This window comes from Pseudomonas sp. GW823-FHT05G12, from assembly GCF_058795575.1.
Genome location: NZ_CM179501.1, coordinates 2714735 through 2741306 on the forward strand (window position 1 = coordinate 2714735; position 26572 = coordinate 2741306).

Genomic DNA, 26572 nt, shown 5'->3' on the forward strand with positions numbered 1-26572 from the left:
TGAGGAGTCCGTTATGGACGCCGCCCCTCGTTCCGTCACTCTTGACGTGCCAGCCGGTAGCGAGCTGGCCGCCCCGCGCAAGCCATTCAACCTGCTGCGCTGGTATGCCTGGGTCAGTCTGGCCATCATTCTCTCGGTGGCTGCCGGGCTGGGGCTGATTTCCAGCCGCTTCATCATCGACGAGAGCGTCGAGCGTGATGCGTTACTCACCGCACAGTTCATCACCTCCATTGCCGATGCCGAAGTGCGCCATGTGTCGATCCCCAATGTGCGGACCATGGGCGAACTGCTCGATCCGCGCACCGACCGCAATAACTTGCCCGACGTCGACCCGCAAGCCCGGCGCAAGGCCCGCGGCGAGTTCCTTGACCATATCGCTCACCTGCCCGATATGCTGCTGGCCAATATTTATGCTTTGGACCATACAGTGATCTGGTCCACCAACCCGGCACTGGTCGGCAAGCTGATCGAAGGCGACGAAGACCTGAGTCGGGCTTTCGAGTACAAGATGCGGGTCTCGGCCAGCTACCACAATTTCGAACAGGCCCGCGCCGAGCAGAAGTTCATCACCCCGCCCAAGCAGTTGTTCATCGAGAACTACATTCCGCTGTTCGATGCCGATGGCGATCGGGTCACAGCGATGGTCGAGATTTACAAGGAGCCCCACGACCTGATCGCACGCATCGAGCGTGGCCTGATCCTGATCTGGTTGGCCATCACGGTCGGCGCTGCACTGGTCTATGTCGGCCTTTACGGCATCATGCACCGCGCCGCACGGCTGCTGGCGGTACAGCAGAAACGCCTGATCAGCAGCGAAACCTACGTGGCACTGGGTGAGGTGTCTTCGGCGGTGGCCCATAGCTTGCGCAACCCGCTGGCCAGTATCCGCTCAAGTGCGGAACTGGCCCTGGCGTTCGACGAAGGCCCGGCGCAACGCCAGGTCAACGATATCATCAGCCAGGTCGATCGCATGTCGCAGTGGATCCGCCAGATGCTGCAGTCACTGCGCCCGCTGAACGACGAGGTATTGGCGGTGGACTTGCCGCAGGCGTTGCAGGAAAGCCTGCAGACCTACGCTGTGCCGCTGGCGCGCAGCGGGGTAAGCCTGGACCTGCAACCGTTACCGGCCGTGCAGGTGTTGGGGCACCCGGTATTGCTGCGCCAGGTATTCAGTAGCCTGATTGCCAATGCCTTGGAGTCGATGGAGCAGGGCGGGCGGTTGCGTATCGAGGTGGTACGTCACAACCGGCGCAGCCTGACTTTGCGCCTGGCCGACAATGGCAAGGGCATGAACGAAGAGCAGCAGCGTATGGCTTTTCGGCCGTTTTTCACCACCAAACAGGGTGGGCTGGGGGTGGGGCTGGTGCTGGTGAAACGCATCATGGAACGTTTCGGCGGTACGGTCCGGCTCAGCAGCAGCGAAGGCCATGGCACAAGGGTTTCGTTAAGTTTCCGACTGGCCTGAATTCGTCAAATGACATCAATATGGTTCAGTAAGATGTTGATATAAAAAGGATTTATGTTTTGTGGGTGATAATCACCCAAATGTGGGGATTGATCCTCTAATCGATCTTAATAAGTCCTGGCAAACTACTGAAAATTAAAGTTTTTATTTTGTCATGTTGCTGCTGGCCAAGTTTTTGCAGCGAAGTTTGTGAAGCGCGACACGCGACAAATGGCAGCTGCGACTGCCCAGGTGGATTGCTACCCAGTGGCTGCTGCCATTGGCCTTGATGCAGTTCTGAACGTACGCCCTGCGCGGGAACCACGCGATGCAGATGCTGGAAGACGAAGCGCCCGACAAGGCCAATGCGACCGCCAGCGGACGGGCCGTACCCTTGCGTGAATTCAACCTGCTGCGCTGGTTTTCGGTGATCAGCCTGTTGATCATTACCTCGGTGGCAGGTGGGCTGGGTTACGTTTCGACGCGCTTCGTGGTGCGCGACAGCGTGGAGCGCGATGCCATGCTTACCGCGCAGTTCATTCAGGCAATGGCCCAGGCCGAAGTGCGGCATTCGCAATTGCCGCCTGGCACCACCATGGGCGAGTTGCTGGACCCGCGGCTGGACCTGCAGCACTTGCAGGTCACCCCGGCCCTGGCCGAATCGACCCGGATCGAGTTCCTCGATCATGTCGAGCACCTGCCGGACACCTTGCTGGCCAATGTCTATGCCCGCGACCGCACCATTGTCTGGTCCACCAACGTGGAGCTGATTGGCAAGCGGATAGAGGCTGATGGCGATCTTGAGCGCGCCTTCCGCTCGCGCAAGGCGGTGTCGGCCAGCTATCACAAGGTTGCTGATGATCGTGAGGAGCAGAAGTTTCAGCGCGCACCACGCTACCTGTTCATCGAGAACTACATCCCGCTGTTCGACAGCCAGGGTGAGCAGGTACTGGCCATGGTGGAAATCTACAAGGAGCCGCAAGACCTCATCCGGCGCATCCAGCGCGGCTATGTGCTGATCTGGGCCTCGACACTTGTGGGTGGGGCGTTGATCTACTTCGGCCTGTTCTGGATCGTGCGCCGGGCGGCACATATGCTGCACCTGCAGCAGGACAGGCTGGTGGCAAGTGAAACCTACGTGGCGCTGGGTGAAATGTCGTCGGCAGTGGCTCACAGCATGCGTAACCCGCTGGCCAACATACGCTCCAGCGCCGAACTTGCCCAGGAAACCGCCAACGCTGCTGCGCAGAAGAACATCACTGACATCATCAGCCAGGTCGACCGAATGTCGCGCTGGGTGCGCGACCTGCTGGTGTCGTTGCGCCCGGCCAGTGACGAACCCGAGGCCGTGGACCTGGTGGCGGCCATCGAGGACACCCACCTGGCCTTTGCCCAGCAGATCGAACGCAACGGCGTGCGCTTCCATTTCGAAGGGCCTGACGTGCAATGGGTGGTCAGCCAGCCGCTGCAGCTCACGCAGATTCTCAACAGCCTGTTTTCCAACGCCCTGGAGGCCATGCCCGCTGGCGGGATGCTCAATGCCCAGGTCAATGTGCAAGAAGGCGTGCGTGCCGAGTTCGTGCTGACCGACACCGGCAAAGGCATGAGCCAGCAGCAGGAACGGATGGTGTTCAAACCGTTCTTCACGACCAAGCAGGGTGGCCTCGGTGTAGGCCTGGCCCTGGTCAAACGCATCATGGAACGTTTTGGCGGCTCGGTCAGCCTGAGCAGCCGCGAAGAGGAAGGAACCCGCGTCAGCCTTACATTCAATATTGCAGCGGGAGGGGAACATGGAGCACAGCATCCTGGTCGTCGAGGATGATGAAATCCTTGCCGACAACATTCGCACCTACCTCAGCCTCAAGGGCTACGAAGTCATCGTGTGCCACAGCGCGGAGCTGGCGTTGGAGCAGATCAAGCGGGCGCAACCTGACGCGGTGCTGACCGACAACTCGTTGCCAGGCATGAGCGGGCACGACCTGCTGCGCACGCTGGTGGCCCAGGTGCCGGACCTGAAAGTGATCATGATGACCGGCTACGGCAATGTCGAAGATGCCGTGCAGGCGATGAAGGAGGGCGCCTTTCATTACCTGACCAAGCCGGTGGTACTGGCCGAGCTCAAGCTGACCCTGGACAAGGCCCTGGCTACCGAGCGCATGGAGCGCACGCTGTCGTTCTACCAGGAGCGCGAGGCGCAGAAGTCCGGGTTGCAGGCTTTGATCGGCGAGTCGCCGGTGATGCTCACCCTCAAGCACACCCTGCGCCAGGTACTCGATGCCGAGCGGCGCATGGCCAGTGACGACCTGCCACCGGTGCTGATCGAAGGCGAGACCGGTACTGGCAAGGAACTGGTGGCCCGTGCCCTGCATTTCGATGGTTCGCGCAGTAAAGGGCCTTTCATCGAGTTCAATTGCGCTTCGATCCCTGCCAACCTGCTTGAGGCCGAACTGTTTGGCCACGAGAAGGGCGCGTTCACCGATGCCAAGGAGCGCCGGGTAGGCCTGGTAGAGGCTGCCGATGGTGGTACCTTGTTCCTTGACGAGATCGGCGAAATGGACCTGGTGCTGCAGGCCAAGCTGCTCAAGTTGCTGGAAGACCGCAGCATCCGCCGGATTGGTGCCGTGAAGGAACGCAAGGTGGATCTGCGGGTGATCAGCGCCACCAACTGTAATCTGGAGCAAATGGTGCAGCAGGGCAAATTCAGGCGTGACCTGTTCTTCCGCCTTCGCATTATCGCCCTGAAGGTGCCGCGCCTGTATTCGCGTGGGCAGGACATTCTGCTACTGGCGCGGCATTTCCTTGCCCACCATAGCCGGCGCTATGGCAAGCCGAACCTGCGCTTTTCGGCCGAGGCCGAAAGCCTGCTGCTCGGTTATAGCTGGCCTGGCAATGTGCGTGAATTGCGCAACATGCTGGAGCAGACGGTGTTGCTGGCGCCGAACGAGGTGGTGCAAGCGCATCAGTTGAACCTGTGCATGACCTTGGTTGACGAGCCGTTGGCGCAACAGCCGATGGCGACCATGTTCGAAATGCCGCGGCACGAGCCAGAACCGGGTACAAGCCTGCCTGACATGGAGCGTGATCTTGTTTGCAAGACCCTGGACCGCACCGATTGGAACGTGACCAAGTCGGCGCGGATGCTTGGGTTGTCGCGGGATATGCTGCGTTACCGGATCGAAAAGCTGGGGCTGACCCGGCCTGACAAGCGTCAGTGGTAGTACAGGCCGTGTCGTCAGGGGTTACCTGTGCCTGAGCTGCCTTCTCCTTGCCGGCCGGTACCTTCCGACCCACTGCCCTCCATCCCCGGCAGATCGCGGTTGTCATTCTGCTTGGCTGGCGGGCTTTGCGGTTCGTTGCCCTGTATGCGCGGGTCGGTGGCCCGCGGCAAAGGCTTCTCGATCGGGTTGAGGGTGCTGTCCACGCCTGGCTGTGGCGCCGTATTGTGTGGGTCGTCGGGGTAGGTCGGACCGGTGCCGACAGCAAAGGCCAGCGGCGAGGCGAGCAGGGCAATCGACAGGACGATCGAGCGGGACATGGCAGGCTCCTTTGCTGTAAGGGTAAGGCTCATACTTCCCTTTGGCCTTACCCGAACCGTCAAGGTGCCATTACCCCGATCAACGGTCACACCACCAGCGACAACAACATGATGAAAATGATGCCGACGATGGACAGGATCGTCTCCATCATGCTCCAGGTCTTGAAGGTTTCTGCCACGGTCATGTTGAAGTACTGCTTCACCAGCCAGAAACCGGCATCGTTCACATGCGACAGGATCAGCGAGCCGGCACCGGTGGCCAGTACCAACAGCTCACGGTTCACCCCCGGCACCAGGTCGATCACCGGTGCCACGATACCCGCGCCGGTGATGGTGGCGACCGTGGCGGAGCCGGTCGCGATGCGGATCACCGCCGCCACCAGCCATGCCAGCATGATCGGCGAAATTTCTGCCTGCACAGCCATCTGCCCGATCACGTTGCCTACGCCGGTATCCACCAGCATTTGCTTGAAGCCACCGCCAGCGCCGACGATCAGCACGATGGCGGCAGTCGGTGCCAGGCTCTGGTCGAGCATCTTCATGATCTGCTGGCGGTTGAAGCCGCGGGCCGAACCGAAGGTGTAGAAGGCCAGTAACAGGGCGGCGAGCAGGGCGGTGATCGGGTGACCGATCAGGTCCATCCACTGGCGCACGATGTGCTCGGCAGGCAGCACCACATCGGCGAACGTTTTAAGCAGCATCAACGCGACCGGCAGCAGTACGGTGATCAGGGTGATGCTGAAGCTTGGCAGGTTGCCCTGATCGGAGTCCTTGGCGATCTGGTCCATCAGCTCCTGGGACGGGTTGCCCGGGATGTAGCGGGAAATGAAGTTACCGAACAGAGGGCCGGCGATGATCGCGGTGGGCAGTGCGACGATCAGGCCGTAGAAGATGGTCTTGCCAATGTCAGCGTGGAAAATGCCGATCGCCAGCAAGGGGCCCGGGTGTGGTGGCACCAGCCCGTGCACCACCGACAGGCCGGCCAGCAGCGGAATGCCGATTTTCACCAACGATACGCCCGAGCGCCGGGCGACGATGAACACCAGGGGAATCAGCAGCACAAAGCCGATTTCGAAGAACAGCGGGATGCCCACCAGGAAGGCGGCGAACATCATCGCCCAATGCACGTTCTTCTTGCCGAAGGCGCGGATAAGGGTTTGCGCGATCTGGTCGGCACCACCGGAGTCGGCCATCAGCTTGCCGAGCATGGTGCCCAGGGCGAGCACGATACCGACGAAGCCGAGTACGCCGCCAAAACCGTCCTGGAACGATTTCATGACCTTGGCCACCGGCATGCCGGAAGTCAGGCCCAGGAAGCCGGCCGCGAGGGTGAGGGCGACGAAGGGGTGAACCTTGAAGTGGGTGATCAGCAGGATCAGCCCGACGATGGTAACCAGCGCGTCGAGCAGCAGGAAGGTATCAGTAGCCAGTCCGAACATGGTTTGAAGGCCTCGGTCTTATCGTTGTTTTGGGCGTAGCTTTTTGGAGTCTTTGCCGCGTTTACGGGGTGGGGTAGCGCTGTCTTTGGTGAGGCGGAAAAGCCGCCGAGGTCAGGCGGTTTGCGCCAGGCCCGGCTCACCGCAGTGCTTTAACCAGTGGTCCACCGCTTCGGCCAGTGCTTCGATCGGTTGGGTGGCGTCCAGTGCAAGCGTCAATGGCTCGCCGCGTGGCGATTCCAGGGCCGCGAACTGGCTGTCGATGAGGCTGGCCGGCATGAAGTGCCCTGGGCGAGCCAGCACGCGTTTTTCGGCCTCGGCAGGCGACAGTTCGAGGAACACGAACACCAGCCCAGGCATGGCATCGCGCAGGGTGTCGCGGTAGCGGCGCTTGAGTGCCGAGCAGGTCAGGATCGGGCGTTCACCGGCCTGGGTGGTGGCTTGCAACTCTTCACCAAGGCGGACCAGCCAGCCGGCACGGTCGCTGTCGTCCAGCGGGATGCCAGCGCTCATCTTGCGGATGTTTTCGGCAGGGTGGAAAGCGTCGCCTTCGATCAGGCGGCCGCCGCTTCTGGCAGCGATGGCGGCGCCGATGCAGCTTTTGCCACAACCGGCCACGCCCATCACCACAATGGCGGACAGGGGAGAATTCATCAGTACCTCCTGCGGGTGAGATAGCGCTGTCTCGCCGATGACGAACAGCCACCTCCCCGGTGTTATTGGTCTTGTCCTTACGCAGTATGGACGCCTGGTGGCGAGCGCGTGGTGGCTGCTACCAAAGATTACATTGCCTGCATCCTGAGACAGCGCTACCTTAGTGGCCGTTCCCTCTCCTTGCAAGTAGTAAAATTACAACATTCATGTCCCGCACCGGCTCCCGAACTACAGGTCGTCCCACCCTGGCCGAAGTTGCCAGGCTTTCCGGGGTTTCCCCGATTACCGCTTCGCGCGCCTTGCGTGGGGTCAGCACCGTTGCGCCTGACCTGGTGGAAAAGGTCATCGCCGCAGCAGCGAACCTAGGCTATGTGGCCAACCCGGCCGCCCGGGCGCTGGCCTCGGCACGCAGCCAGTCGGTGGTGGTGTTGATCCCTTCGTTGTCCAACCAACTGTTCATCGATACCTTGGAGGCCATTCACGAGGTCATGCGCCCTCGTGGGCTAGAGGTGCTGATCGGCAACTATCACTACGACCTTGCCGAAGAAGAGAACCTGATCCGCAATTACCTGGCCTATCAGCCCTGCGGCATTTTGCTGACCGGCTTCGAGCGTAGCGATGCTGCCCGGCAGATGCTGGCTGCCAGCGGCGTGCCGTGTGTGCACATGATGGAACTCAATGGCGAGCCAGGGGCTTTGTCGGTCGGCTTCTCGCAGCATCAGGCCGGGCGTGCTGCTGCACGGCACCTGATCGAGCGCGGGCGCAAGCGCCTTGCATTCATTGCCGCGCAACTGGACCCGAGGGTGATGCAGCGTGCCGAGGGTTTCCGTCAGGCTTTGGCAGAGGCTGGTTTGCAGGCCGCCGAGCTGGAGGTGTTGGCCCCGGAGCCATCGTCGATTGCCCTGGGCAGTGTGCTGTTCAGTCAACTGATGCAGCAGGCGCCGGATGTCGACGGCATCTTCTTCTGTAACGACGACCTGGCCCAGGGCGCCGTGCTGCAGGCCTTGCGTCAAGGGGTGGAGGTGCCACGCCAGGTGGCGATGGTCGGTTTCAACGATTTGCCTGCGTCGGCGCATATGGTGCCGCGGCTGACCTCCATTCGCACACCACGGGCTGCGGTGGGTCGGGGTGCAGCACAGGCGCTGCTGGCGTTGCTGGATGGCAAGCGGGTGACGAATGCGCAGCAGGATCTGGGCTTTGAGCTGATGGTGCGGGAGAGCACCTGAGAGTGCCCGCCAAGGCCTTCTCGCGCGACTCCCACAGGAATGATTGGCCCGAAACAATTGTGTAGCGGGTTTACCTGCGAAGCGGGCGACGGGGGCATGGCACCGGCTGTGCCGGTGTTCGCGGGTGAACCCGCTCCTACGGGGGGCGCGCTGGTTCAAGACAGGCGCTGTAGATGCCACGACTTGCCAACGGCGATCTATGCTCAGAAAACCGCGCATAGGGAGCCCCGCGTCATGTTCGATTTCCATCGCAAGTCTGATTTGGCAGAAATCCAGCGCACCCGCCAGGCGTTGGCCGATGCGCAAGCCAAACTGGCCGCTATCGGCCGTTCCATGGCGATGATCGAGTTCGCCCCTGACGGTACTATTCTCGACGCCAACGAGCGCTTCTGCCAGGCCATGGGCTACAGCGCCGACGAGCTGCGTGGCAAGCACCACCGGCTGTTCTGTGAGCCGGACTATGCAAAAAGCGCCGAGTACCAGCAACTGTGGCGCGAGTTGGGGCAGGGCAAGGCTATCAGCGGTACGTTCGAGCGTATCGACAAGGCGGGGCGCGAGGTCTGGCTGGAAGCCAGCTACATGCCCGTGCTGGACCAGCACCGGCAAGTCACCAGCGTAATCAAGGTGGCGTCGGACATCACCCAGCGGGTGGTGCTGGAGCACGAGAGCGAAAGCCTGCTCAAGGCCATCAGTCGCTCCATGGCGGTGATCGAGTTCACCCCCCAAGGCCGGGTTATCAAGGCCAACCAGAATTTTCTCGACACCATGGGCTACCGCCTCGATGAAGTGGTTGGCCGCCACCACGGGCTGTTCTGCCTGGCGCATGAACGCGAATCGGCCCAGTACCGAGAGTTCTGGGCTTCGCTGAACCGTGGCGAATACCACTCGCACCGCTTCGAACGCGTCAACAAGCAGGGCCAGACCGTTTTTCTGGAGGCCTCCTACAACCCGATCTTCGACAGCAAGGGCCGCCTGTGCAAAGTGGTCAAGTTTGCCAGCGACATCACCCATCAGGTCTGCACCCAGCACAGCGCCGCCCATGCCGCCCATGCCAGCTCGGTGCAGACCGATGCCTGCGCGCGCAAGGGTACCGAAGTGGTGCAGCAGGCGGTGCAGGTAATCGAGCAGATTTCCCAGGAGCTTAACGACGCTGCGCGCAGCATCGACGCGGTAAACAGGCAGTCGGATGTGATCGGGCAGATTGTGCTGACCATTCGGAGCATCGCCGACCAGACCAACCTGTTGGCCCTTAATGCAGCCATCGAGGCAGCGCGTGCCGGCGAGCACGGGCGCGGCTTTGCCGTGGTGGCCGATGAGGTGCGCAACCTGGCCGCGCGAACCAGCAAGGCCACCCTGGAAATCGTCGATGTGGTGCGGCAGAACCACGACCTGTCGCTATTGGCAGTGGCCAGCATGCAATCGAGCCTCAACCGCACCGGTCACGGCGTGGCGCTGGCCAATGAGGCGGGGACGGTGATCATGGAAATCCAGCAAGGCTCACGGCACGTCGTGGATGCCATCAGCCAGATAACCTCGACGCTGCAATTGCATTGAGCGCCTCGCGCATCTCGTCAAGCAGTGCCTGCAGGCTGAGTTGCAGTTGCGCGCGTTGTTCGACGGTCGGCAGCCCTTTTGCGTGGGCGTGTTCGATAGCTTCACAGTCTTTGACCACAGTGCGCACCCTGATCATTTTGGCGCCACCCTTGATGCGGTGGGCAAGGGCGCGCACGGTTTCATCAGGGGCGTCTGTTGCCAAGGCACGCAGGGCGGCCAGGTCTTCACCGACGCTTATCGACAATTGCTCCAGCAAATGCCGCGTCAACTGTTCGTCGTCCTGGGTCAGGTGACGCAGTTCGGCCAGGTCGAACCCACTATGGAAAGGCTCCGGCGACAGCTGCTGAGGGCGCACCTGGGGCAGGTGGGTCTTGAGCGTGCGCAGACCAATCGGCTTGAACAGGCATTCGTCCATGCCGCTGGCCAGGCAGCGAGTACGCTCCTCGGCCTGGGCATTGGCGGTCACGCCAAGAATACGGCCTGCTGGCAGGCCGCGCTCGCCCTCCAGGCTGCGAATGCGCCGGGTGAGCTCATGTCCGTCCATGACCGGCATGCTGCAATCGGTGATCACCAGGTCGAAGCGCGCTTCCTGCCAGCGTGCAAGGGCGATCTTGCCATTCTCCGCCAGTGTCACATGGTGCCCCAGGGTTTGCAGTTGCCGTTCCAGCAAAAGCAGGTTGGCCGGGTAGTCGTCGACCACCAAGATATTGAGCGGGCCGCTGTTACTTTCATGTGTGGTGAGTTGCGGGTCCGCTTGTGCCGGTGCTTCGCAGACGGGTAACCGCAGGCTGACTTGTACCCGGGTGCCAACGCCCTCGACGCTCTGAAGGCTCAGTGCGCCGCCCATCAGTTCGGCCAGGGTACGGCTGATGACCAACCCCAGGCCTGCCCCTTGACGTGCCCTTGGGCCATCGACCTGAACGAAGGCACTGAACAGCCTGGCCTGGTCGGCGGGGCTGATGCCGATGCCGGTGTCGCGCACATTCAGCTCGATAGCCAGAATGCCGTGGCCGGCAACTTTGGGCAGCAGCAGGCATGCCTGCACTTCACCACGGTCGGTGAACTTGATGGCGTTGCTGATCAGGTTGGACAGAATTTGCTTGAGTCGCAGTGGATCAGCCAGCACCCATACCGGCTCTGCAGGCAGCTCGCCGTGTAGATGCAACCCTTTGGCCCGGGCATTGCCTTCGAACACCCGCAGCGTGGCGCGCACCAGTTCGACCAGATTGGTGGGTACTGGCTGCAGGCTGATGTGCCCGGATTCGATGCGGGAAATGTCGAGAATATCGCCAATCAGCTCAAGCAGGCCAATGGCCGAATCATGGGCGGTCTGCAAGGTCTGGGCGTCGCTGCGGCCGCTGCGGCTATCTTCCAGGGCCAGTTCCAGCAGACCGATCACGGCATTCATCGGGGTGCGGATCTCATGGCTCATGGTGGCCAGGAAGGTGCTTTTGGTCTGGCTGGCCTGTTCGGCATCGTCCTTGGCCTGGCGTAACTGTTCCAGCAGCCCACGGCTCAGCGCGAGCTGTGCCTGAAGCGCGTGCTGTGCCTCGGTGCGCTGGTTGATCAGCTTGCGCAGGTAACTGTTCCAGAACACCACCCCGGCCAGCAGCAGGGCCGACAGCACCAGCACCTGCAAAGCCAGGGTGCGGTAGTCGCGCCAGGGGCTGTCGCTCACCAGAGTGCTGGTGCGCCAGCGGTTGATCAACTGGTCCAGTTCTTCAGGTGGAATGCTTAGCAGCGCCTTGTCGAGAATGGCCTGCAATTGGGGCTGGTCGGCGGCTACGGCAAAGGCGGCAATGGCCGGGGCGTCGTCGAGCATGTTGGCGATGCGCAAACGGTCCTTGAACACATGGCTGATGTAATAGGCAGCATTGATATGGCTGCTCAGGGCAGCGTCGGCAACACCGTTGGCCACGGCCTCCATCTGGCCCAGTGGGTTGTCAACTTCGACTATCTCGGCCTGCGGGTACCGCTGTTGCAAAACGGCCTGCTGCGGTGAGCCGCGCACCAAGGCGATGCGCTTGCCATCCAGGGCCTTGGCCTGTGCAGGTGATTCACCGTCGTTGCGGGTAACAAGCACGCGCGGGCTGACCAGGTAGGGGCGGGTGTAGCGCAGTTGCTTCAAGCGGTCGGCACCATAGCCCAGCGCCCCGATCATCTGTGCCTCGCCCCGCACCAGGCGGTCGATCATGGCCTGCGATGAAGCACTCTCGACGGGTGTGAACTGCAGCCCCGTGCGCAGCGAGATCTGCTTGAGCAGGTCCAGGGTGATACCGCTAGGGCGGTGCTGGGCATCGTTGAACGTCAAAGGTGCCAGCGAGGTATTGACCAGTACGCTGATAGTGGGGTGGGCGGTGATCCAGGCTTCTTCTTCTTCGCTCAAGGCAGTGAGGTGGCGCTGCAGCAGCAGGCTGGTGTTACCACTGCTCCAGCGGCGCAGAATGTTCAGGCGTTCACTTTCGCTAATGCGTGACAGCGCCTTGTCCACCAGCCGATGCAGGCGCGGGTTGTCGCTGGCGATGGCGAAGGCAAAAGCCTCTGGGGCCAACTGAGAGAAATGGTCGATTTTCAACGTGCCCTGAAAGCTTTTGCCGATCATGTAGTCAGTGCTGATGGCATCGCCCAGATAGGCGTCTGCCTCGCCCAGCGCCACGGCAGCGAGCCCGGCCAGGGTCGAGCGGTACAGGCTCAGTTGCGCCTTGGGGTACAGTGTGCGAACGCTGACGGCCGGCAGGTAGTGATCGACCATCGCCAGGCGCAGGCCGGCGAGCTCGGGCGAGCTTTTCAAGCTGCGCCCTTCACGGGTGACGATCACTGGCAGGTCGTCGGCATAGGGGGTGCTGAGGCTTAGCTGGGCGTCCGCCGCCTCGAAGGCGTTGGAGCTACCCAACAAGTCGATACGGCCATCACGCAGGGCGGTGATGGCCTCGTGACGGCTGTCAAAACGACGTACTTCAATGGGGATATCCAGCTGTTCGCCGATGATGCCGGCGTAGTCTGCGCTCAGTCCCTCATAGTCATGCTGGCTGACGTTGATTTCGAACGGGGGGTAATCGGGGCGCGCACTGCCCATTACCAGGCGTTCGCGTTGTTTCAGCCAGTGGCGATCATCGCCGGATAACGTCAGTGGGGCAGCGGCACTGATCGAGCGCGCCAGCAGATGGCGTGGTTCACTGCTGGCCTGCAGTTCCGGGGAGTTGGCCAGACCGATAGCCAGAAGGACGCTCGCCAGCAACTGTTTCATGGCAGCCGAGCGCTCAATAGACGCTGTTGCGCTTGGCCAGGTCGACCATTTCCACCAGCGACTCGGTCTTGAGCTTTTCCATGATACGGCCCCGGTAGGTGCTGATGGTCTTGGCGCTGAGGTTCATGCACGTGCCGATGTTCTTGTTGTTCTCACCGCGCGCAAGGCGCCGCAGCACTTCCATTTCTCGGTTGGAGAGACTGGCCAGGCGCACTGGCTCGCTCTCCAGCGAGTTGCTGTTGACCGACATTTGCGGAAAGGTCGAATAACCCTTGGTCAGGGCCTTGAGGGCGAACAGCAGGGCCTCGTGGTCCTCTTCCTTGGTGACGAAGGCGCCTATTCCGGCATCCAGGCAGCGACGCACATACAGATCGGTGGCCTGGCCGGTCAGCACCATGATCTTCGGTACCGGCTCCAGGCTCTGCAATCGCTTGATGACTTCCATGCCGTCCAGGCCAGGCAGGCCGATGTCGAGAATGACTACGTCCGGGCGCAGTTCGCGGGCTACCTGAGCCACTTCACTGCCATTGCCGACCTCGCCGATGACATGGAAGCGCTCGCGCTCGAGCAGTAGGCGCAACGACAGCCGGACAATAGGGTGGTCGTCGACGATCAGCACGGTTGTCATGAGGAAAACTCCTGTAGGGATGTGGTCCGCTTCCTGGAACACTCAGGAATACGTCTGCAAGTGGGGTTATCGGAAGCGCTGCACGATACGACCATTCCCGAGGTTTGGTAATGCCGAGTATAGAAGTGTTGAAATCCCCAGTGCTTATTGTTGAAAAGTCCTACAAGAAACAGGAAAGACATCACCCTGAAACAGCGGTGATGCCGGTGCTTTGCAGTTGTTCAGACGCAGGCGGCGTGCGGTTTGTGTATCCGCAGCGTGGAGGCAGGGTTGTTGGCCAATGCCTGACCGACCCGCGTCGGGCGGGCTACCAACTGCCCGGTACAATTCGGGCAGCGGCCTTGGAAGCGAGTTTCGGCACAGGCACGGCAGAACGTGCATTCGAAGGAGCAGATCATAACGTCGGGGCTGTCACCCGGCAGGTCGGCATCACAGCACTCGCAGTTGGGGCGTAGTTCCAGCATGGGCATGACTCCTGTTCGCAGGCGGGAACCCGGAGTCTGCTACGCCCGAGGCAAGGCTGGCAATGTTCAGTCGCCAGGGCGGTACAGGTGGGCATGCCCGGCACGGTACAAGGCCGATTCGGCGAACGGTGTATCCCCCAGGACGTGGCCTACCAGGATCAGCGCCGTGCGCCGGAAATCCTTGGCCGCTACGCGTTCGACGATATCGCCGAGGTTGCCGCGCACCCAATCCTGGTCTGGCCAGGTGGCCCGATGCACCACCGCAACCGGGCAGTTCGCGCCGTAGTGCGGCATCAACTCATCGACAATGCGTGACAGGTGCTTGACCCCCAGATGAATTGCCAGGGTGCTGCCATGGCGCGCCAGGTCGCCCAACTGTTCACCCGGCGGCATGGGCGAGCTGTCGCCGTAGCGAGTAAGGATCACCGTCTGCGCCACTTGAGGCAAGGTCAGCTCGCAGCCGAGCAGGGCGGCGCTCGCTGCCGTGGCGGTAACGCCGGGGATGATCTGGTAATCGATGCCCAGCGCCTGCAGGTGGCGAATCTGCTCACCGATGGCGCCGTACAGGCTGGGGTCGCCGCTGTGCACCCGGGCCACATCCTGACCTTTTTCGTGTGCGCTGCGCATGGCAGCGATGATCTGTTCCAGGTGCAGTTCGGCGCTGTTGATCACGGTTTCGGCCTGGTGGCCTTCGAGCACGGCGGCGGGTACCAGTGAACCGGCATAAATGATCACCGGGCACTGACGAATCAGCCGTTGGCCCTTGACCGTGATCAGCTCCGGGTCGCCGGGGCCGGCACCGATAAAGTAGATGGTCATGCAAAGTCCTGGCAAGAAAGAGGGGGCGAAACGCTCAGCAGGCCAGGGCGAGCGTCGCCGGGCCCAGTACCTGGCGCGTCAGCAGCAGCCTGGCCGTACCCTGCCGCTGGCTGGCCAGGGCCAGTGCCGCGCTCTCGGCTACGCCCCAGCAGCCACTGTGCCTGTGGGCAAAGGCGGAGCGGTGGCTGAGCAGTGGTTCATAGGGTTGCAGTTGCGCGCCATGGTACAGCACCAACGGCAAACCGAGGTGCTCTGCCAGTTGCAACAAGCCGGGCTCGTCGGCCTTCAGGCTGATGCTTGCGATGCCGCGCAGGTCAGCCAATGCCAGGCCCTGTTTGTCCAGGGCCTGGCACAGCAAGCGTTGCAAGGTATCCGCCGGGCAACCCCGGCGGCAGCCAAAACCGGCATAGAAGGCAGGCATCAAGCCTGGCTGGAACGGCGGAACAGCCAGGCGCTGAGCAGCCCCAAGGCCAGCCAGAAGGCGGCGTTGGTCAGCCAGGAGGCGACTTTGAACTGGGTTTCCAATGCTTCAGGGGCCAGGCTTTCGTGCACCTCGGGTTGCGGTGCACCGATCACATGAGGAATGACCAGCAGCACGGCGCCCAGCGCCTTCAGCAACCAGTGGCGGGCGAACACCAGCAAGGCCAGGCCCAGCGCTGTGGCACTGGCTGTACCGACCCACCAGGTCTGGCGTTGCCCCAGGTCGGCGGCCGCCGTACCCGGCAGTTCTGGTGGCAAGCCCAGGGTTGGGGCCAGGCAGAACACGGCGAAGCCAGCCAACCCCCACAATGCGCCAGTGGCGGCGCGTTTGGGTTCGCGAAGGCTGTACAGGGCGGCGAGGATCAGGGCGAAGCCGACCGCAACCACCAGGTTGCCGCCTGTGGTGGACAGCACGCGCTGCCAGCCGTCTTCCGGCGACCAGGCTTCGGCGCTGTGTTCATGAGCGGCAACTTCGCCACCGTGTTCGTGGTGTGCGGCCGGGGCCGAGGACTCGTAGGTTTCCGCCTCCAGAATCAGCGGAGCCACCCAGAAGCTTTGCAGCAAGGTCAGCAACAGGGCTGCAAGGAGCCCGCTGAATCCCGCAGTACGGGCAATGCGCGTGATCATCAGGCGTACTCAGTGGCAGGGGAAGGCGGCGCTGTGGCGGGTGTCGTGGGCGGCGTTGTGCACGGCCTCGATGTGCGAGAACCCGGCAAAGTAGACCAGGCACAGACCCAGCAAGCTGGCACCGACGGCGATGGTTACACGTTGGCTGAGCGTAACGGGGGTAGCAAGGCTGTGTTGTTTGGCGCTGGTGACGGGCATGACGCGATCCTCTGCTTTTTGTGGGCAATGGGCGAGCGCGGCAGCCCCGGACGTGGTCGCCCAAGGGAATGCAACAGCGCCCGCCCACCGCGGGGTGTTCATGAACGCCAGGCCGGTCTCCGGGCTTGCGAGGAAGAGCTGGGCTCCTGGAACGCGTCACCTTCCCATGCCGTACTACGAGGCACAGTGGTACAGACGCTTCACTCGCTTACCGTTGCGGGGGCAGCACCGGCATTGTCCGGCCCTGCTGAAGGGCCTGGGACGCACCGGTTTCCCGTTTCACCCCCTGAGGGGCACCTGAACGCGAGGCATAAGGAGAGCATGGGGCGGGCTTGGCGTCAATGTCATACAGCGCGCGAGGCCGTTGAACAGCAGGTACGGCAGGCTCAGGCCTGCAGTCTTCTTCCTGCAGGCAGAAGTGCAGAAACCGGGCGATCACCCGCGGGCGAATGCCGCCAGCTTGTCGCCATCCAGGCGGTAGCGCACCCACTCATCCTGCGCCTCGGCCCCCAGTTTCTGGTAGAAGCCGATCGCTGGCTCGTTCCAGTCCAGCACACTCCATTCCAGACGCCCACAGTTGTTCGCCAGCGCTTCGCGGGCAATGTGCTGCAACAACTGCCGGCCGGCGCCATCGCCGCGTTGCTCGGGGGTTACGTACAGGTCTTCCAGATAGATGCCATTGCGCCCGAGCCAGGTCGAGTAGCTGTAGAAGTACACGGCAAAGCCAATTGCACGGCCATCACGCTCGCACATCAGGGTGTGCACAGTGCTGCCTTCGTCGAACAGGCTGTGCTCGATGTCGGCAAGGGTGGCGACCACCTCGTGGCGCGCGCGTTCGTACTCGGCCAGTTCGGTGATGAAGGTGAGGATCTGCTCGGCATCGGTACGAACGGCAGGGCGAATGGTGAGGCTCATGGTGACGGCTTCCTTGATCCGGATTGTCGGTACAGTGATGTGTATCTGCGTAATTTAATCGAACTGTATCGGTTGCTGGGAGTGGCGCTCCGTTAGTGTGACAGCACCAATAAAGAAAGTGGAATGCCCGCCATGCTTGCCTCTGCCGACCTGCTGACCGCCTTTGTGCTGTTTGCCTTTGTGTCTTCCATCACCCCGGGCCCCAACAACACCATGTTGCTGGCCTCGGGGGTGAACTTCGGCGTGCGCCGCTCGGTCCCTCATGCCTTGGGTATCAGTTTTGGTTTCATGATGATGGTGCTGGCCGTCGGCCTGGGGCTGGGTGAGGTATTCAAGGCCTGGCCACCCCTGTACACGGTGCTGCGCTACGCTGGCGCCGCCTATCTGCTGTACCTGGCCTGGAAGATCGCCACTTCCGGGCCGGTCGGCACGGCCGCGTCCAGTGCCCGCAAACCGCTGGGCTTCTGGGGTGCGGCGGCGTTCCAGTGGGTCAACCCCAAGGCTTGGGTGATGGCGGTAGGGGCGATTACCACCTACACGCCAGCGCAAGGCTATGTAACCAACGTGATCGTCATTGCGGCCTTGTTCGCTTTGGTCAACTTGCCCAGCGTGGGGGTATGGGTGATGTTCGGCAGCGCCCTGCGCAACCTGTTGCAGAATTCGCGCTGGCTGATGCTGTTCAATGTCGTGATGGCCCTGTTGCTGGTGATTTCCCTGTACCCGCTGCTATTTGTAGAATCAGCGTTTTCCTGACCCCGAGAGTACAGTAAGCCGATGCAGTTGATTCCCTGGTCCCACGAATGCGCCGAAGGTTTCACCCTGCGTGGCTGGCGAACTCCGGCCAGTGGCAAACCACTGCTGCACTTTCTGCATGGCAACGGCTTCTGTTGCCTGGCCTACCAACCGTTGCTGATGCGCTTGGGCGAGCATTTCGACCTGTGGCTTTGCGACGTTCAGGGTCATGGGGACAGTGATCATGGTGGGGTGTTTCGCGGCTGGAACCGCACCGCTGCCCTGGCGGCGGAGGCCTTTCAGGGCGGACGTGGCGAGTATGGCGACGTACAGCGGTTTGCCGCAGGGCACAGCTTTGGTGGCGTGCTTACGGGGCTGATCCTGGGCAGTGAGCCGCAACTGTTCGCACGTGCCGTGCTGCTCGACCCGGTACTGTTCAGCCGACGCATGATCGGTGTGATGGGGGCGGCAGCCCTGGTCGGCCTGCATCAGCGTCATGCCCTTGCCCGCAAGGCCGCCAGCCGCCGCAGCCACTGGCCCGATCGCGAGTCGGCGTTGGCCTCGCTGGAAGGGCGCGGCATCTTCAAAGGCTGGACCCATGCGGCACTGCAGGCCTATGTCGAGCATGCCATCGGTGATTGTGGCGAGGCCGTGGTGCTCAAGTGCCGGCCCAGCCGTGAAGTGGAGATCTTCAGCTCATTCCCTAAACGCATGTGGGCCAGTCTGGCCGCAATCACGACACCGACACGGGTGTTGTATGGCGAAGACACCTATCCCTTCGTGCCACACTCGGTGAATCGCCTGGCGCTGCTGAACCGCAATGTGACCGCACGGCAAGTTCCCGGTGGGCACTGTTTCATGCAGGAAGACCCGGCCATGGCGGCCGAGCAGGTGCTCGATTTCTTGCAAGGTTGACTGTTCCGCACGTGGGACGATGCATGCCATTTTAGCCAGCTACCGCGTGATTGGCATCATTGATAAGGTTATCTCAGCCAAGAGAGGAGCCTTCTCATGAAAACGATTCTGGGTATTCACCGCAGCCCCCACGCCCATTGGGTGGGTGATGGTTTCCCGGTGCGCAGCCTGTTCACCTACGACAACCTGGCCAGCCGGATCAGCCCGTTCCTGCTGCTGGACTACGCCGGTCCGCATGATTTCACCCCGACCCGAGCACGACGCGGCGTAGGCCAGCATCCGCATCGCGGCTTCGAGACCGTGACCATTGTCTACCAAGGTGAACTGGAGCACCGTGATTCCACCGGTGCTGGCGGCTTGATCGGTCCAGGTGACGTGCAGTGGATGACGGCGGCCAACGGCATCATTCATGAGGAGTTTCATTCCCCCGACTTTGCACGCAGTGGCGGCACGCTGGAAATGGTCCAGCTGTGGGTGAACCTGCCGGCGCGGGACAAACGTGCAGCGGCCGGCTACCAGACGCTGCTGGCCGGCGACATTCCGGTGGTAGCGCTCGACGGTGATGCCGGGAGCTTGCGGGTGATTGCCGGTGACTACCACGGCCACCAGGGTCCGGCTCGAACCTTCACCGCGATGGACGTGTGGGATTTGCGGCTCAACGCCGGCGCGGCCTTGCAGTTGCCGGTTGCTGCCGGTCGCAATGCGGCGCTGGTGGTGTTGCGCGGTAACGTCCGAATCGACGGCGAGCGCGAAGCAGGCCCGTCCAGCCTGGTGCTGCTCGACCGGGAGGGTGTAGATGTAGCCGTCGAGGCGCTGGACGGCGCAAGTGTGCTGCTGCTCAGCGGTGAGCCGATCGACGAGCCGATCGTTGGCTACGGCCCGTTCGTGATGAACAGCCAGGCGGAGATTGCCGAGTCGTTCGATGATTTCCATGCCGGGCGGTTTGGGCAGATGCAGGACGAGAGGGGAGGCGCCGCACACTGATGCTGTTAATTGGTTGGCCTTTCCCGGCTGGGGCCTGGCCAACGCCTAGTTGACCGAGACCACTCGTCGTTAAGTCTGCTAATGCATTCGAACACTCGGCCGCCGCGGGGAATCTTCCACTAAGGTGCTAGAGGATTCCCCGCATGCTCATTGCCGGGGAGCATGGTCAGCTGGCCGAGCATGCGCAATATCAATTGGCGCCCCGCCCGACAAAGGCGTACTTCCATACAACAGGCCATCCCACAGAGAGGGTCGTACCATGTCGTTGATAGGCGTTTCTATGCTAGAGATGCGGCAACTGATCGAGCAGGCCTGCTTGCCAGACCGCTGTGAAGTGAGTTGCCCGGATGGCGCGCACTTGACCATCCGCCTGGGCCAGGGCCAGGATCTCGACCAAGGCGTGACCCTCAGCGGGGTCGCCCTGCAAGACCTCAACAGTTGTCGTGACCTGGTCAACCTGGTGGAGCAGCTGCATGCGTTGCGTGACAGCCACCCGGCGCCACTCAAGGCGATTGCCTGAGCGCGCCTGTCGTGCCCCGGTCAGCCCAGGCTGGCCGGGCGTACGTATTCCGGCATCAGGCCGTTGAACCAGAACAGGATCATTGCCACCAGGATGGTCACCAGCAGCAGCAACCCTACCCCCCAAACGCACGTTGCAAACAATAACGCCTGCTCTTTCTTCAGCCGCATGAAAGTCTGCAACCCGCCATATAGCAACACGCTGGCATACACAGAGGCAGCCATTAGCGCGGTAAAGGCGAGCCAACGAATTGGCATCAGACCAACCACTCCGGCAAAGAACCACGGCGTGGCGCAATAGGCGGCAAAGCCGATACACTGGTTCAGGCTGGGCTGTGTATTGAACCCTCGTGACATCCAGCGGATCATCACTCCCATCAGCATCACACCTATCACAGTGGTGGTATACAGCAGGCCGGCCAATTGGGCGGCGCTGCCTATGCTAAGGCGTACCCGCTCCTCGGCCGCCAAGCTCCAGCCGAAGGTGGTAGTGCCAACGAAGAGGCACACGGCGGGTATCAGCGCCAAGGCTAGCAGGCGTGGCAGGTATTGCTGTGGGTTGTCTTCCTCGGCTCGGCGAATGTCCAACCAGGCGTCGGCGGGGTGGGTGAAGAGCTTGAATAACGGACTGTTCATAGCGTTCTCCGGTAGGCAAGAGCCCTTTTGCTATGGAGACACGCGGCTCTCAGCCAGTTCAGCCTGGATGGCCGCCGTTGATCGGCTTATTGCAGTTCCAGCAGCAGGTTCAGGCCACCATCCCCGCATTTTCCCTTCTCGCGAACCACGCCGTGATAACTCCGCCCATCCCAGACGAAGGCCACACTGTGAGCACGGTCGATCTTGTCAGGCAGTGGGGGGCAAACGTGCAGGCGCAGCCCTGGGCGACCTTGCAGGTTGAGGGCGGCGAGCTGGCATTGGCATTCCACTCGTTGCGCCACCGGGCCGAACAGGGTGTCGCGTACGTAATCGAGTTGCAGCGAAGCATTGGGGGCGCGGCCAGGCATCTTCATCGGTACATGGCTCCGTTATAACGGCTCGAAGAACCAGACGGGTTGGGCATGGCAGGCTCCAGACAAAAGAAAGGCGGCTTATCATTCGAAGCTTGCCTGGCCAAGATGTTCAATGTGTTTCATGTGCGTTCATCTTGTTTTGCGCTGGCTGGCAGATGACGGCCCCTGTTCAGGCACCCGCCTTGCGCAAGGTCAGGTTGATCCGCCGTTCGCCCAGGCGCGGATGCACACCGGGCTTGATCGGTAGCACGCCGTGAAAGCGCAAGCGGTCTTCGCCACCCCACACCAGCACATCGCCGTGGCTCAGCGCGATGCGCTGAGCCTTGTCGGCACGCTGCAGGCCGCCGAACAGGAACACTGCCGGTAAGCCCAGCGACACCGACACGATCGGCTGGCCGAAATCCTGCTCGTCGCGGTCCTGGTGCAGGCTCAGGCGCGTGCCCGGCAGGTAATGGTTGACCAGGCAGGCATCCGGCACAAAACCGTCAAACCCGGCCATGGCTGCGGCGCGGGAGGCCAAGGCGAGCAGAACCGGGGGCAGGGCGGGCCAGGGCTGGCCACTGACTGGGTCGCTGGGGCTGTATCGGTAGCCATGTTGATCACTCACCCACCCCAGCGTACCGCAGTTGGTCAGGGCCACTGCCATGCGCAGGCCTCCTGGGGTGTACATGTGCCGGAACGGCGCAGCACGCAGCACCGGACGCAGGGCATCGAGCAGCGCCTCGGTTTCGGCCAGGGCGAAGCCGGGCAGCAGCACGGTGTGGCTGGCCAGGCGTTGCGGCTGGGGGCCGAACAGGTCGAGGTCGGACTGGATCATGTGGCTGCACATCTTCGAGCGGTTTGCCATTGTACCCGACAGCTACACGTCAGGGGATTGCACACGCCGGCCGGATCGAACGATGGCAGAGGACGGGATGACAGAAAAAGGAACCGCGGCACCAGGGAGAGGAGCACCGCGGTTCAAGGGGGAGCGGTTTACTGCTGGGTCACAGTGGCCAGGTTCGCGCTGCCCAGCTGGGTGATGGTGGCGGATTGGGCGACACCACTCTGGTCGACGAACGCCTTGTTGCTTTGGCCTCCCTGGGTCACGTAGGCGACGTTGATGCTGTCAGTCTGTTTGATGGTGGCTTCGTTTCCGCTTCCGTAGAGTTGGTTGGTGTAGCTCTGGTTGCTATAGCCGGACTGGTCGAGCGTGATGGTGTTGCCGGTGCCCTGGCTGCTGCCGTAGGCATAGTTGTCGGTCCCACGCTGGTCGGCGATCAGAATGTTGTCAGTGCCGTTCTGTTCGAAGTACAGCTCGTTGCTGACATCATCCTGCTTGGTCGACATCTGGTTGCCTTTACCCGTCTGGGTCAGCGTGGCCAGCTGGTCAGCGCCCTTCTGGGTCAGATTGACGCCGTTGCCATTGCCAGCCTGGTTGATGGTGGCGTTCTGGTTGGTGCCGAACTGGCCACCCATCTTGGCGCCTTTCCAGTTACTGGCGGTGATGCTGTTGCCATTGCCTTGGGTGTTGATGGTCAGGTTGAGGTTTTCACCGTTCTGATAGGTGAAATGCAGGTTGTTGTTGCCGGTCTGGGTAATGGTGGTGGTCGAGTTGTTGGTCTCGAACTGGTCCGACCAACTGGCGTTGGCATTGCCTTGCTGCGACAGGCTGACCTTGTTGCTGACGCCGAAGCTCTGGTCGATATAGCCTTCGTTCGACTGGCCGGTCTGGACCACGGAGGCCTGGCTGCCGATCTGTGTGTCCTGCCACACTTCCACGGAGTTGCCGCCCCCGTACTGGCCAATGGCAATGGTGCCGCCAGTGCCTTCACGCTGGTCGCCATAGGCCCAGTTGTCGTGGCCATCCTGATAGACCTGGATATCGCCATCGATATGGTTCAGGTGCTCGGCGGTGGCGTAGTTGTCCTGGCCGGTCTGGTTGACGGTGCTGCGATTGTTGCTGCCACCGAAGGTCTGTTCGATGAAAGCCTCGTTGCGCTGGCCGGATTGCCCGCTGGTGGCTTTGCTGCCTTCCTGGCTGTCCTGCCACACGGTGGATTTATTGCCGACGCCTTGTTGGGTTTGCAGCGATTCGTTGTTCGACCCAAGCGACTGGCTGGCGAAGGCATCGTTGTAGCTGCCTCCGGCTTGCTGGGTGATCTGGCTGCCGTTCTCGAACAGTTGCTCAGCGTAGCCGGCGTTGTACTGGCCGGTGGCGCTCTGCTGAATATCGCTGGTGCTTTCGGTCTGCACGGCGAGGTGGTTGTGGCCCTTGCCAGTCTGGTTCTGGGTGGCCGAGGCGAAGGATGCCTGGGTCTGAGAGACTTCGGCGATGTTTTCCTTGCCGTCCTGGGTCTGGGACGAGGTGCTGTCAGCAGCCATGGCCTGACCTGCGAGGGCCAGGACGATAGCGGCACTTAACGGAGCGAGCTTGTACATGGTGGTGCCTCCAGGTCTATCGGTATTGGGTGATCTGAACATGCTGGCCATTGCCAGCCTGGGTCACGGAGCTGTTGAGCCCTGAGCCGGACTGCACGATGCTGGCGCTGTTGTCGTTGCCGATCTGCTCGATGGCGGCGTTGTTGCTGCTGCCGCTCTGGCGAATCGACGCACTGTTGCCATTTCCCTGTTGGCTGATGATGGCCATCAGGTCACTGCCTTCCTGCAAGATGTACGCTTCCTGGGCACCGCCGGACTGGACGATACGGCCCAGCAGGGCCTGACCGTTCTGGTCGAGGGCGGCGCGGTTGCCTGACCCTTGCTGCTCGATCACCGCAGCCTGGCCGGCACCGGCCGGCAGCAGGCGGATGATCACTGGTTCACCGAGGTCGTTGCCGGGTGCAAGGTCGGCATTGTCCATCAGGTCCTCTGCCCAGCAGGCCTGGCCCGCCAGGGCCAGGCAGAGCAACAGGGAGTACAGCCGTTTCATCGAAGCCTCCGGCTTTTACTGCACGACTACGTTGACAGTGCGCGTGGTGCCTTGGCTGGTGGTGATCGTCGCCGTCGGTGCCGCAGTCGGGATGATCGTGGTGCTATTGCTTACCACCAGGCGCCAGCGGCCGGTCAGCGCTACCGTGGCCGTCCCCAAGGTCTGGACGCCCGTGGTAGTGGTTACCCGCACGGTTACGGTATTGCCGGTGGTCACCGACGAGGTGCCACTGATGTCCCAGTTGTAACGGTTGTTGGAGCGCGCCGTGACCGTGGCTGTCGTGACGGCGAAGGTTTCTGCGGCAGGCCGAGGCGACACGTTGACGGTGACCGTACTTGGGGTGGACAGCCCCCCCAGCGAGTCACGTGCCTGGTAGGTGAAGGTGGTGGTGAAGGCTGTGGTTACAGTGGCCGGTGGGGTATAGGTCACGGTTGTGCCGTCGGTGCTGACCGTGCCACGGCCGGCGGCCGGCTGGGTGATGTTGGCCACACTCAGCGGTACGTTGCCTTCTGGATCGGTGTCGTTGGCCAGCACGTTGATGGTCAATGGCACGCCCAAGGTGGCAACGGTTTCCGGGTTGGCAGTCGGTGCCTGGTTAGGTGCGACGTTGATGGTGACCGTGGCCGGTTCCGACTTCAGGCCCTTGGCATCCACCGCCCGGTAGCTGAAGTTGGCTACCAGCGGTTGTGTGGCCCCGGTCGGCGGTGTGTAGGTAACCGAGGTGGTGCCGTTCAGCACGACGCCGCCAAGGCCGGTCCCGGGTTGGGTCAGGTCGCTGATGGTCAGCGGCACGTCGCCATCCGGGTCGCTGTCGTTCAGCAGCAGGTTGAGTGTGATCGGTACACCGACACTGGTGCTGCCGACATCGGCCTGGGCCAGCGGTGGCTGGTTGGCGGCCTCGACCGGGGCGCTGCCGACCACGATCACCGGCTCCACATCACTACCGCCATGGGCAGACTTGACCGTAACGGTGGCGGGCGGTTGAGCCAAATCGTTGACCGTGATGCTTTGCAGCGTGCCCGATTTCGACATGCGGCCGTAGCCTTGGGCGAGCAGGTCGGGGACCGTTACTTCGTCGCTGGAGCTGGCCTCGATCAACAGACGTTTGTTGGCCCAGTCATAGCGTGCGGTGCTGACTTTGACCACGTCGCTGAGCTTGCTCGAGAGCGCAGTCGGCTGGGTGCCGCCGACTGCGTTGCTGGCGGTGACAACCACCACCGCTGGCGGCACCGACTGGTTGAACTGCTGGCTGAAGAACAACCCGTTGTTGTCCGAAGTCAGGGTGAACTGACAAGGCGAAGGCGGCGTGCCGATCAGTGCCAGGCCATTGCGCATGCACAGGCTGGCCTCACTCGGGGCCTTGGCGAACACTTCCACGCGGGTGCCGCTGCCGTTGCGCGAATAGGTGGCGCGCTCCAGGGTGACCGGGGTTTGTGCTCGCTGGTCCAGCACCTTGCCAGACACGGTGAAAGTGTTGGTCTGAATGGCGCCCGCGGGCCCTTCGATGCGCACGAAGTTGGTATTGAAGGGGCTACCCGTGACCGCTTCGGTGATATTGGGGTCGCCGATGAAGGTTTCAGTGGTGCCCGTGTCAGGGTTGACCTCTGTATATGGCCCGCCAACCCCCTTCAGCCAAGGGCCGATCGCCCCCGCCAGCGCCCCCTGGAAGTTGCCCGGAGCGCCGATACCGATGTCCCGGGTGATGTTGATCGCGCGACGACCTGCCGTGGTGACGTTGACCGTCTCCACCCCGTAAGGGTGCGTGATGGTGTAGGTACCGGTGCGTGGGACCGATGCGCGGATACGGATGCGGGCGAAACTTTGCTGATCACCGTCTACCGGGTTTTCAGCAGCGAAGGCTGCCTCTATACCGGCAACGTAGACCTCCAGTTCATATCCGCTGTTACCCACTTGTGGTATCGAGGTTTCGGCCAGGAACCAGAACATCTCGGGTGGCCAGTTATCTGGAAATACCAGCGGCAGGGCATCGTCATAGACCCCGGGCTCGGGCAACAAGGTGCACATGTAGGCGGGCGCCCCGGGTGCGCCTGGCGCACGGGTGCTGGTGGCACGCGACTGGCACAGCTCCAGGGATTGGTCGAGGCTGTCCTTGTACCACATCGGATAGCCACCTGTGGCGAAGGTGTAGGGCCCCGGATCGACATCAGACAGCGCGGCGAACGCGGCGCTGGTAACGGTAAGAGAGAAACCGGCGGCCAACAGCGCACGGCGCGACCAAGTGTTCATGCTGCCTCCTTGAAGGCTGAGCCTTTG

At 62.2% G+C, this 26572-nt stretch carries 25 protein-coding genes, 2 pseudogenes and 1 riboswitch; of the genes and pseudogenes, 10 read left to right on the forward strand and 17 right to left on the reverse strand.

Going from position 1 to position 26572, the window contains the following annotated elements; genetic code table 11:
- The first annotated feature begins 13 nt into the window (after positions 1-13).
- From AC3RCM_RS12260 to AC3RCM_RS12270, 3 genes are all read left to right on the forward strand, one after another.
- Entirely contained in the window at positions 14-1465 is a 1452-nt protein-coding gene (locus AC3RCM_RS12260; protein ID WP_265977472.1) for a sensor histidine kinase, read from the forward strand.
- Between the two features lie 307 nt (positions 1466-1772).
- Positions 1773-3266, forward strand: coding sequence for a sensor histidine kinase (locus AC3RCM_RS12265; protein WP_492629641.1), 1494 nt, complete (start codon positions 1773-1775; stop codon positions 3264-3266).
- On the forward strand, positions 3235-4662 hold the full coding sequence (locus AC3RCM_RS12270) for a sigma-54-dependent transcriptional regulator (protein ID WP_492629642.1): 1428 nt from the start codon (positions 3235-3237) through the stop codon (positions 4660-4662). Before AC3RCM_RS12265 ends, AC3RCM_RS12270 begins: the two co-directional genes overlap by 32 nt.
- Before the next feature lie 14 nt (positions 4663-4676).
- On the opposite strand, the gene AC3RCM_RS12275 is transcribed toward AC3RCM_RS12270, so the two are convergent.
- From AC3RCM_RS12275 to AC3RCM_RS12285, 3 genes are all read right to left on the reverse strand, one after another.
- Positions 4677-4979 carry a hypothetical protein gene (locus AC3RCM_RS12275; RefSeq protein ID WP_064491195.1) on the reverse strand — a complete coding sequence of 101 codons (303 nt, stop codon included), beginning with the start codon at positions 4977-4979 and terminating at the stop codon, positions 4677-4679.
- Positions 4980-5065: 86 nt separating this feature from the next.
- Positions 5066-6418 carry a GntP family permease gene (locus tag AC3RCM_RS12280; protein ID WP_060489439.1) on the reverse strand — a complete coding sequence of 451 codons (1353 nt, stop codon included), beginning with the start codon at positions 6416-6418 and terminating at the stop codon, positions 5066-5068.
- 111 nt (positions 6419-6529) lie between these two features.
- Complete coding sequence (locus tag AC3RCM_RS12285) at positions 6530-7069, reverse strand: gluconokinase (RefSeq protein WP_010954284.1); 540 nt, start codon at positions 7067-7069, stop codon at positions 6530-6532.
- 206 nt (positions 7070-7275) lie between these two features.
- On the opposite strand from AC3RCM_RS12285, the gene gnuR reads away from it, so the two are divergent.
- The 3 genes and pseudogenes from gnuR to AC3RCM_RS12300 form a co-directional block, all read left to right on the forward strand.
- Positions 7276-8295, forward strand: coding sequence for a transcriptional regulator GnuR (gene gnuR, locus AC3RCM_RS12290; RefSeq protein WP_003253830.1), 1020 nt, complete (start codon positions 7276-7278; stop codon positions 8293-8295).
- Between the two features lie 339 nt (positions 8296-8634).
- A pseudogene (locus tag AC3RCM_RS12295) lies at positions 8635-9252 on the forward strand (PAS domain-containing protein); the annotation flags it as partial.
- A gap of 165 nt (positions 9253-9417) precedes the next feature.
- Positions 9418-9849 (forward strand): annotated as a pseudogene (locus tag AC3RCM_RS12300) (methyl-accepting chemotaxis protein); the annotation flags it as partial.
- On the opposite strand, the gene AC3RCM_RS12305 reads toward AC3RCM_RS12300, so the two are convergent.
- The 8 genes from AC3RCM_RS12305 to AC3RCM_RS12340 all read right to left on the reverse strand — a co-directional run bounded on the left by AC3RCM_RS12305 (position 9815) and on the right by AC3RCM_RS12340 (position 17227).
- The gene (locus AC3RCM_RS12305) at positions 9815-13096 is read right to left on the reverse strand and encodes a transporter substrate-binding domain-containing protein (protein ID WP_457251512.1); all 3282 of its coding nucleotides are present in this window, start codon (positions 13094-13096) and stop codon (positions 9815-9817) included. The pseudogene AC3RCM_RS12300 and the gene AC3RCM_RS12305 sit on opposite strands and share 35 nt — an antisense overlap.
- A gap of 13 nt (positions 13097-13109) precedes the next feature.
- Entirely contained in the window at positions 13110-13724 is a 615-nt protein-coding gene (locus tag AC3RCM_RS12310; RefSeq protein WP_003253824.1) for a response regulator transcription factor, read from the reverse strand.
- A 221-nt stretch (positions 13725-13945) separates the two neighbouring features.
- Complete coding sequence (locus tag AC3RCM_RS12315; RefSeq protein WP_064491192.1) at positions 13946-14188, reverse strand: DUF1272 domain-containing protein; 243 nt, start codon at positions 14186-14188, stop codon at positions 13946-13948.
- Positions 14189-14254: 66 nt separating this feature from the next.
- Positions 14255-15007, reverse strand: a complete 753-nt coding sequence (gene cobM / locus AC3RCM_RS12320) for a precorrin-4 C(11)-methyltransferase (protein WP_104887704.1) — start codon at positions 15005-15007, stop codon at positions 14255-14257.
- A 34-nt stretch (positions 15008-15041) separates the two neighbouring features.
- Positions 15042-15428: a cobalamin biosynthesis protein gene (locus AC3RCM_RS12325; protein WP_104887703.1), complete on the reverse strand. Its 387-nt coding sequence runs from the start codon at positions 15426-15428 to the stop codon at positions 15042-15044.
- Positions 15428-16114, reverse strand: coding sequence for a CbtA family protein (locus tag AC3RCM_RS12330; protein ID WP_104887702.1), 687 nt, complete (start codon positions 16112-16114; stop codon positions 15428-15430). Before AC3RCM_RS12330 ends, AC3RCM_RS12325 begins: the two co-directional genes overlap by 1 nt.
- A gap of 9 nt (positions 16115-16123) precedes the next feature.
- The gene (locus tag AC3RCM_RS12335) at positions 16124-16312 is read right to left on the reverse strand and encodes a CbtB domain-containing protein (protein WP_014590842.1); all 189 of its coding nucleotides are present in this window, start codon (positions 16310-16312) and stop codon (positions 16124-16126) included.
- 93 nt (positions 16313-16405) lie between these two features.
- Positions 16406-16628, reverse strand: a riboswitch (cobalamin riboswitch).
- Between the two features lie 119 nt (positions 16629-16747).
- On the reverse strand, positions 16748-17227 hold the full coding sequence (locus tag AC3RCM_RS12340; RefSeq protein ID WP_003253811.1) for a GNAT family N-acetyltransferase: 480 nt from the start codon (positions 17225-17227) through the stop codon (positions 16748-16750).
- Between the two features lie 123 nt (positions 17228-17350).
- Between AC3RCM_RS12340 and AC3RCM_RS12345 the strand changes: the two genes are divergently transcribed.
- The 4 genes from AC3RCM_RS12345 (at position 17351) to AC3RCM_RS12360 (ending at position 20378) form a co-directional block, all read left to right on the forward strand.
- A complete protein-coding gene (locus AC3RCM_RS12345) occupies positions 17351-17980 on the forward strand; it encodes a LysE family translocator (protein WP_012052198.1) in 630 nt (209 codons plus the stop codon).
- A gap of 21 nt (positions 17981-18001) precedes the next feature.
- Positions 18002-18874: an alpha/beta fold hydrolase gene (locus AC3RCM_RS12350; RefSeq protein WP_129933624.1), complete on the forward strand. Its 873-nt coding sequence runs from the start codon at positions 18002-18004 to the stop codon at positions 18872-18874.
- A gap of 96 nt (positions 18875-18970) precedes the next feature.
- A complete protein-coding gene (locus tag AC3RCM_RS12355) occupies positions 18971-19858 on the forward strand; it encodes a pirin family protein (RefSeq protein ID WP_457251518.1) in 888 nt (295 codons plus the stop codon).
- Between the two features lie 259 nt (positions 19859-20117).
- Positions 20118-20378, forward strand: a complete 261-nt coding sequence (locus AC3RCM_RS12360; RefSeq protein WP_064491187.1) for a DUF1652 domain-containing protein — start codon at positions 20118-20120, stop codon at positions 20376-20378.
- Positions 20379-20398: 20 nt separating this feature from the next.
- Here AC3RCM_RS12360 and AC3RCM_RS12365 read toward each other — a convergent pair whose 3' ends face one another.
- From AC3RCM_RS12365 to AC3RCM_RS12390, 6 genes are all read right to left on the reverse strand, one after another.
- Positions 20399-21013: a Yip1 family protein gene (locus AC3RCM_RS12365; RefSeq protein ID WP_104887698.1), complete on the reverse strand. Its 615-nt coding sequence runs from the start codon at positions 21011-21013 to the stop codon at positions 20399-20401.
- Positions 21014-21099: 86 nt separating this feature from the next.
- Positions 21100-21387 carry a hypothetical protein gene (locus tag AC3RCM_RS12370; protein WP_003253801.1) on the reverse strand — a complete coding sequence of 96 codons (288 nt, stop codon included), beginning with the start codon at positions 21385-21387 and terminating at the stop codon, positions 21100-21102.
- A gap of 169 nt (positions 21388-21556) precedes the next feature.
- Positions 21557-22204, reverse strand: a complete 648-nt coding sequence (gene alkB / locus AC3RCM_RS12375) for a DNA oxidative demethylase AlkB (protein WP_129933626.1) — start codon at positions 22202-22204, stop codon at positions 21557-21559.
- 158 nt (positions 22205-22362) lie between these two features.
- Complete coding sequence (locus tag AC3RCM_RS12380; protein WP_457251521.1) at positions 22363-23808, reverse strand: curlin; 1446 nt, start codon at positions 23806-23808, stop codon at positions 22363-22365.
- Between the two features lie 16 nt (positions 23809-23824).
- The gene (locus tag AC3RCM_RS12385) at positions 23825-24298 is read right to left on the reverse strand and encodes a curlin (RefSeq protein ID WP_020191832.1); all 474 of its coding nucleotides are present in this window, start codon (positions 24296-24298) and stop codon (positions 23825-23827) included.
- A 15-nt stretch (positions 24299-24313) separates the two neighbouring features.
- Positions 24314-26545 (reverse strand): Ig-like domain-containing protein, encoded by a 2232-nt coding sequence (locus AC3RCM_RS12390; protein WP_104887695.1) that lies wholly within the window; start codon positions 26543-26545, stop codon positions 24314-24316.
- Positions 26546-26572 lie beyond the last annotated feature (27 nt).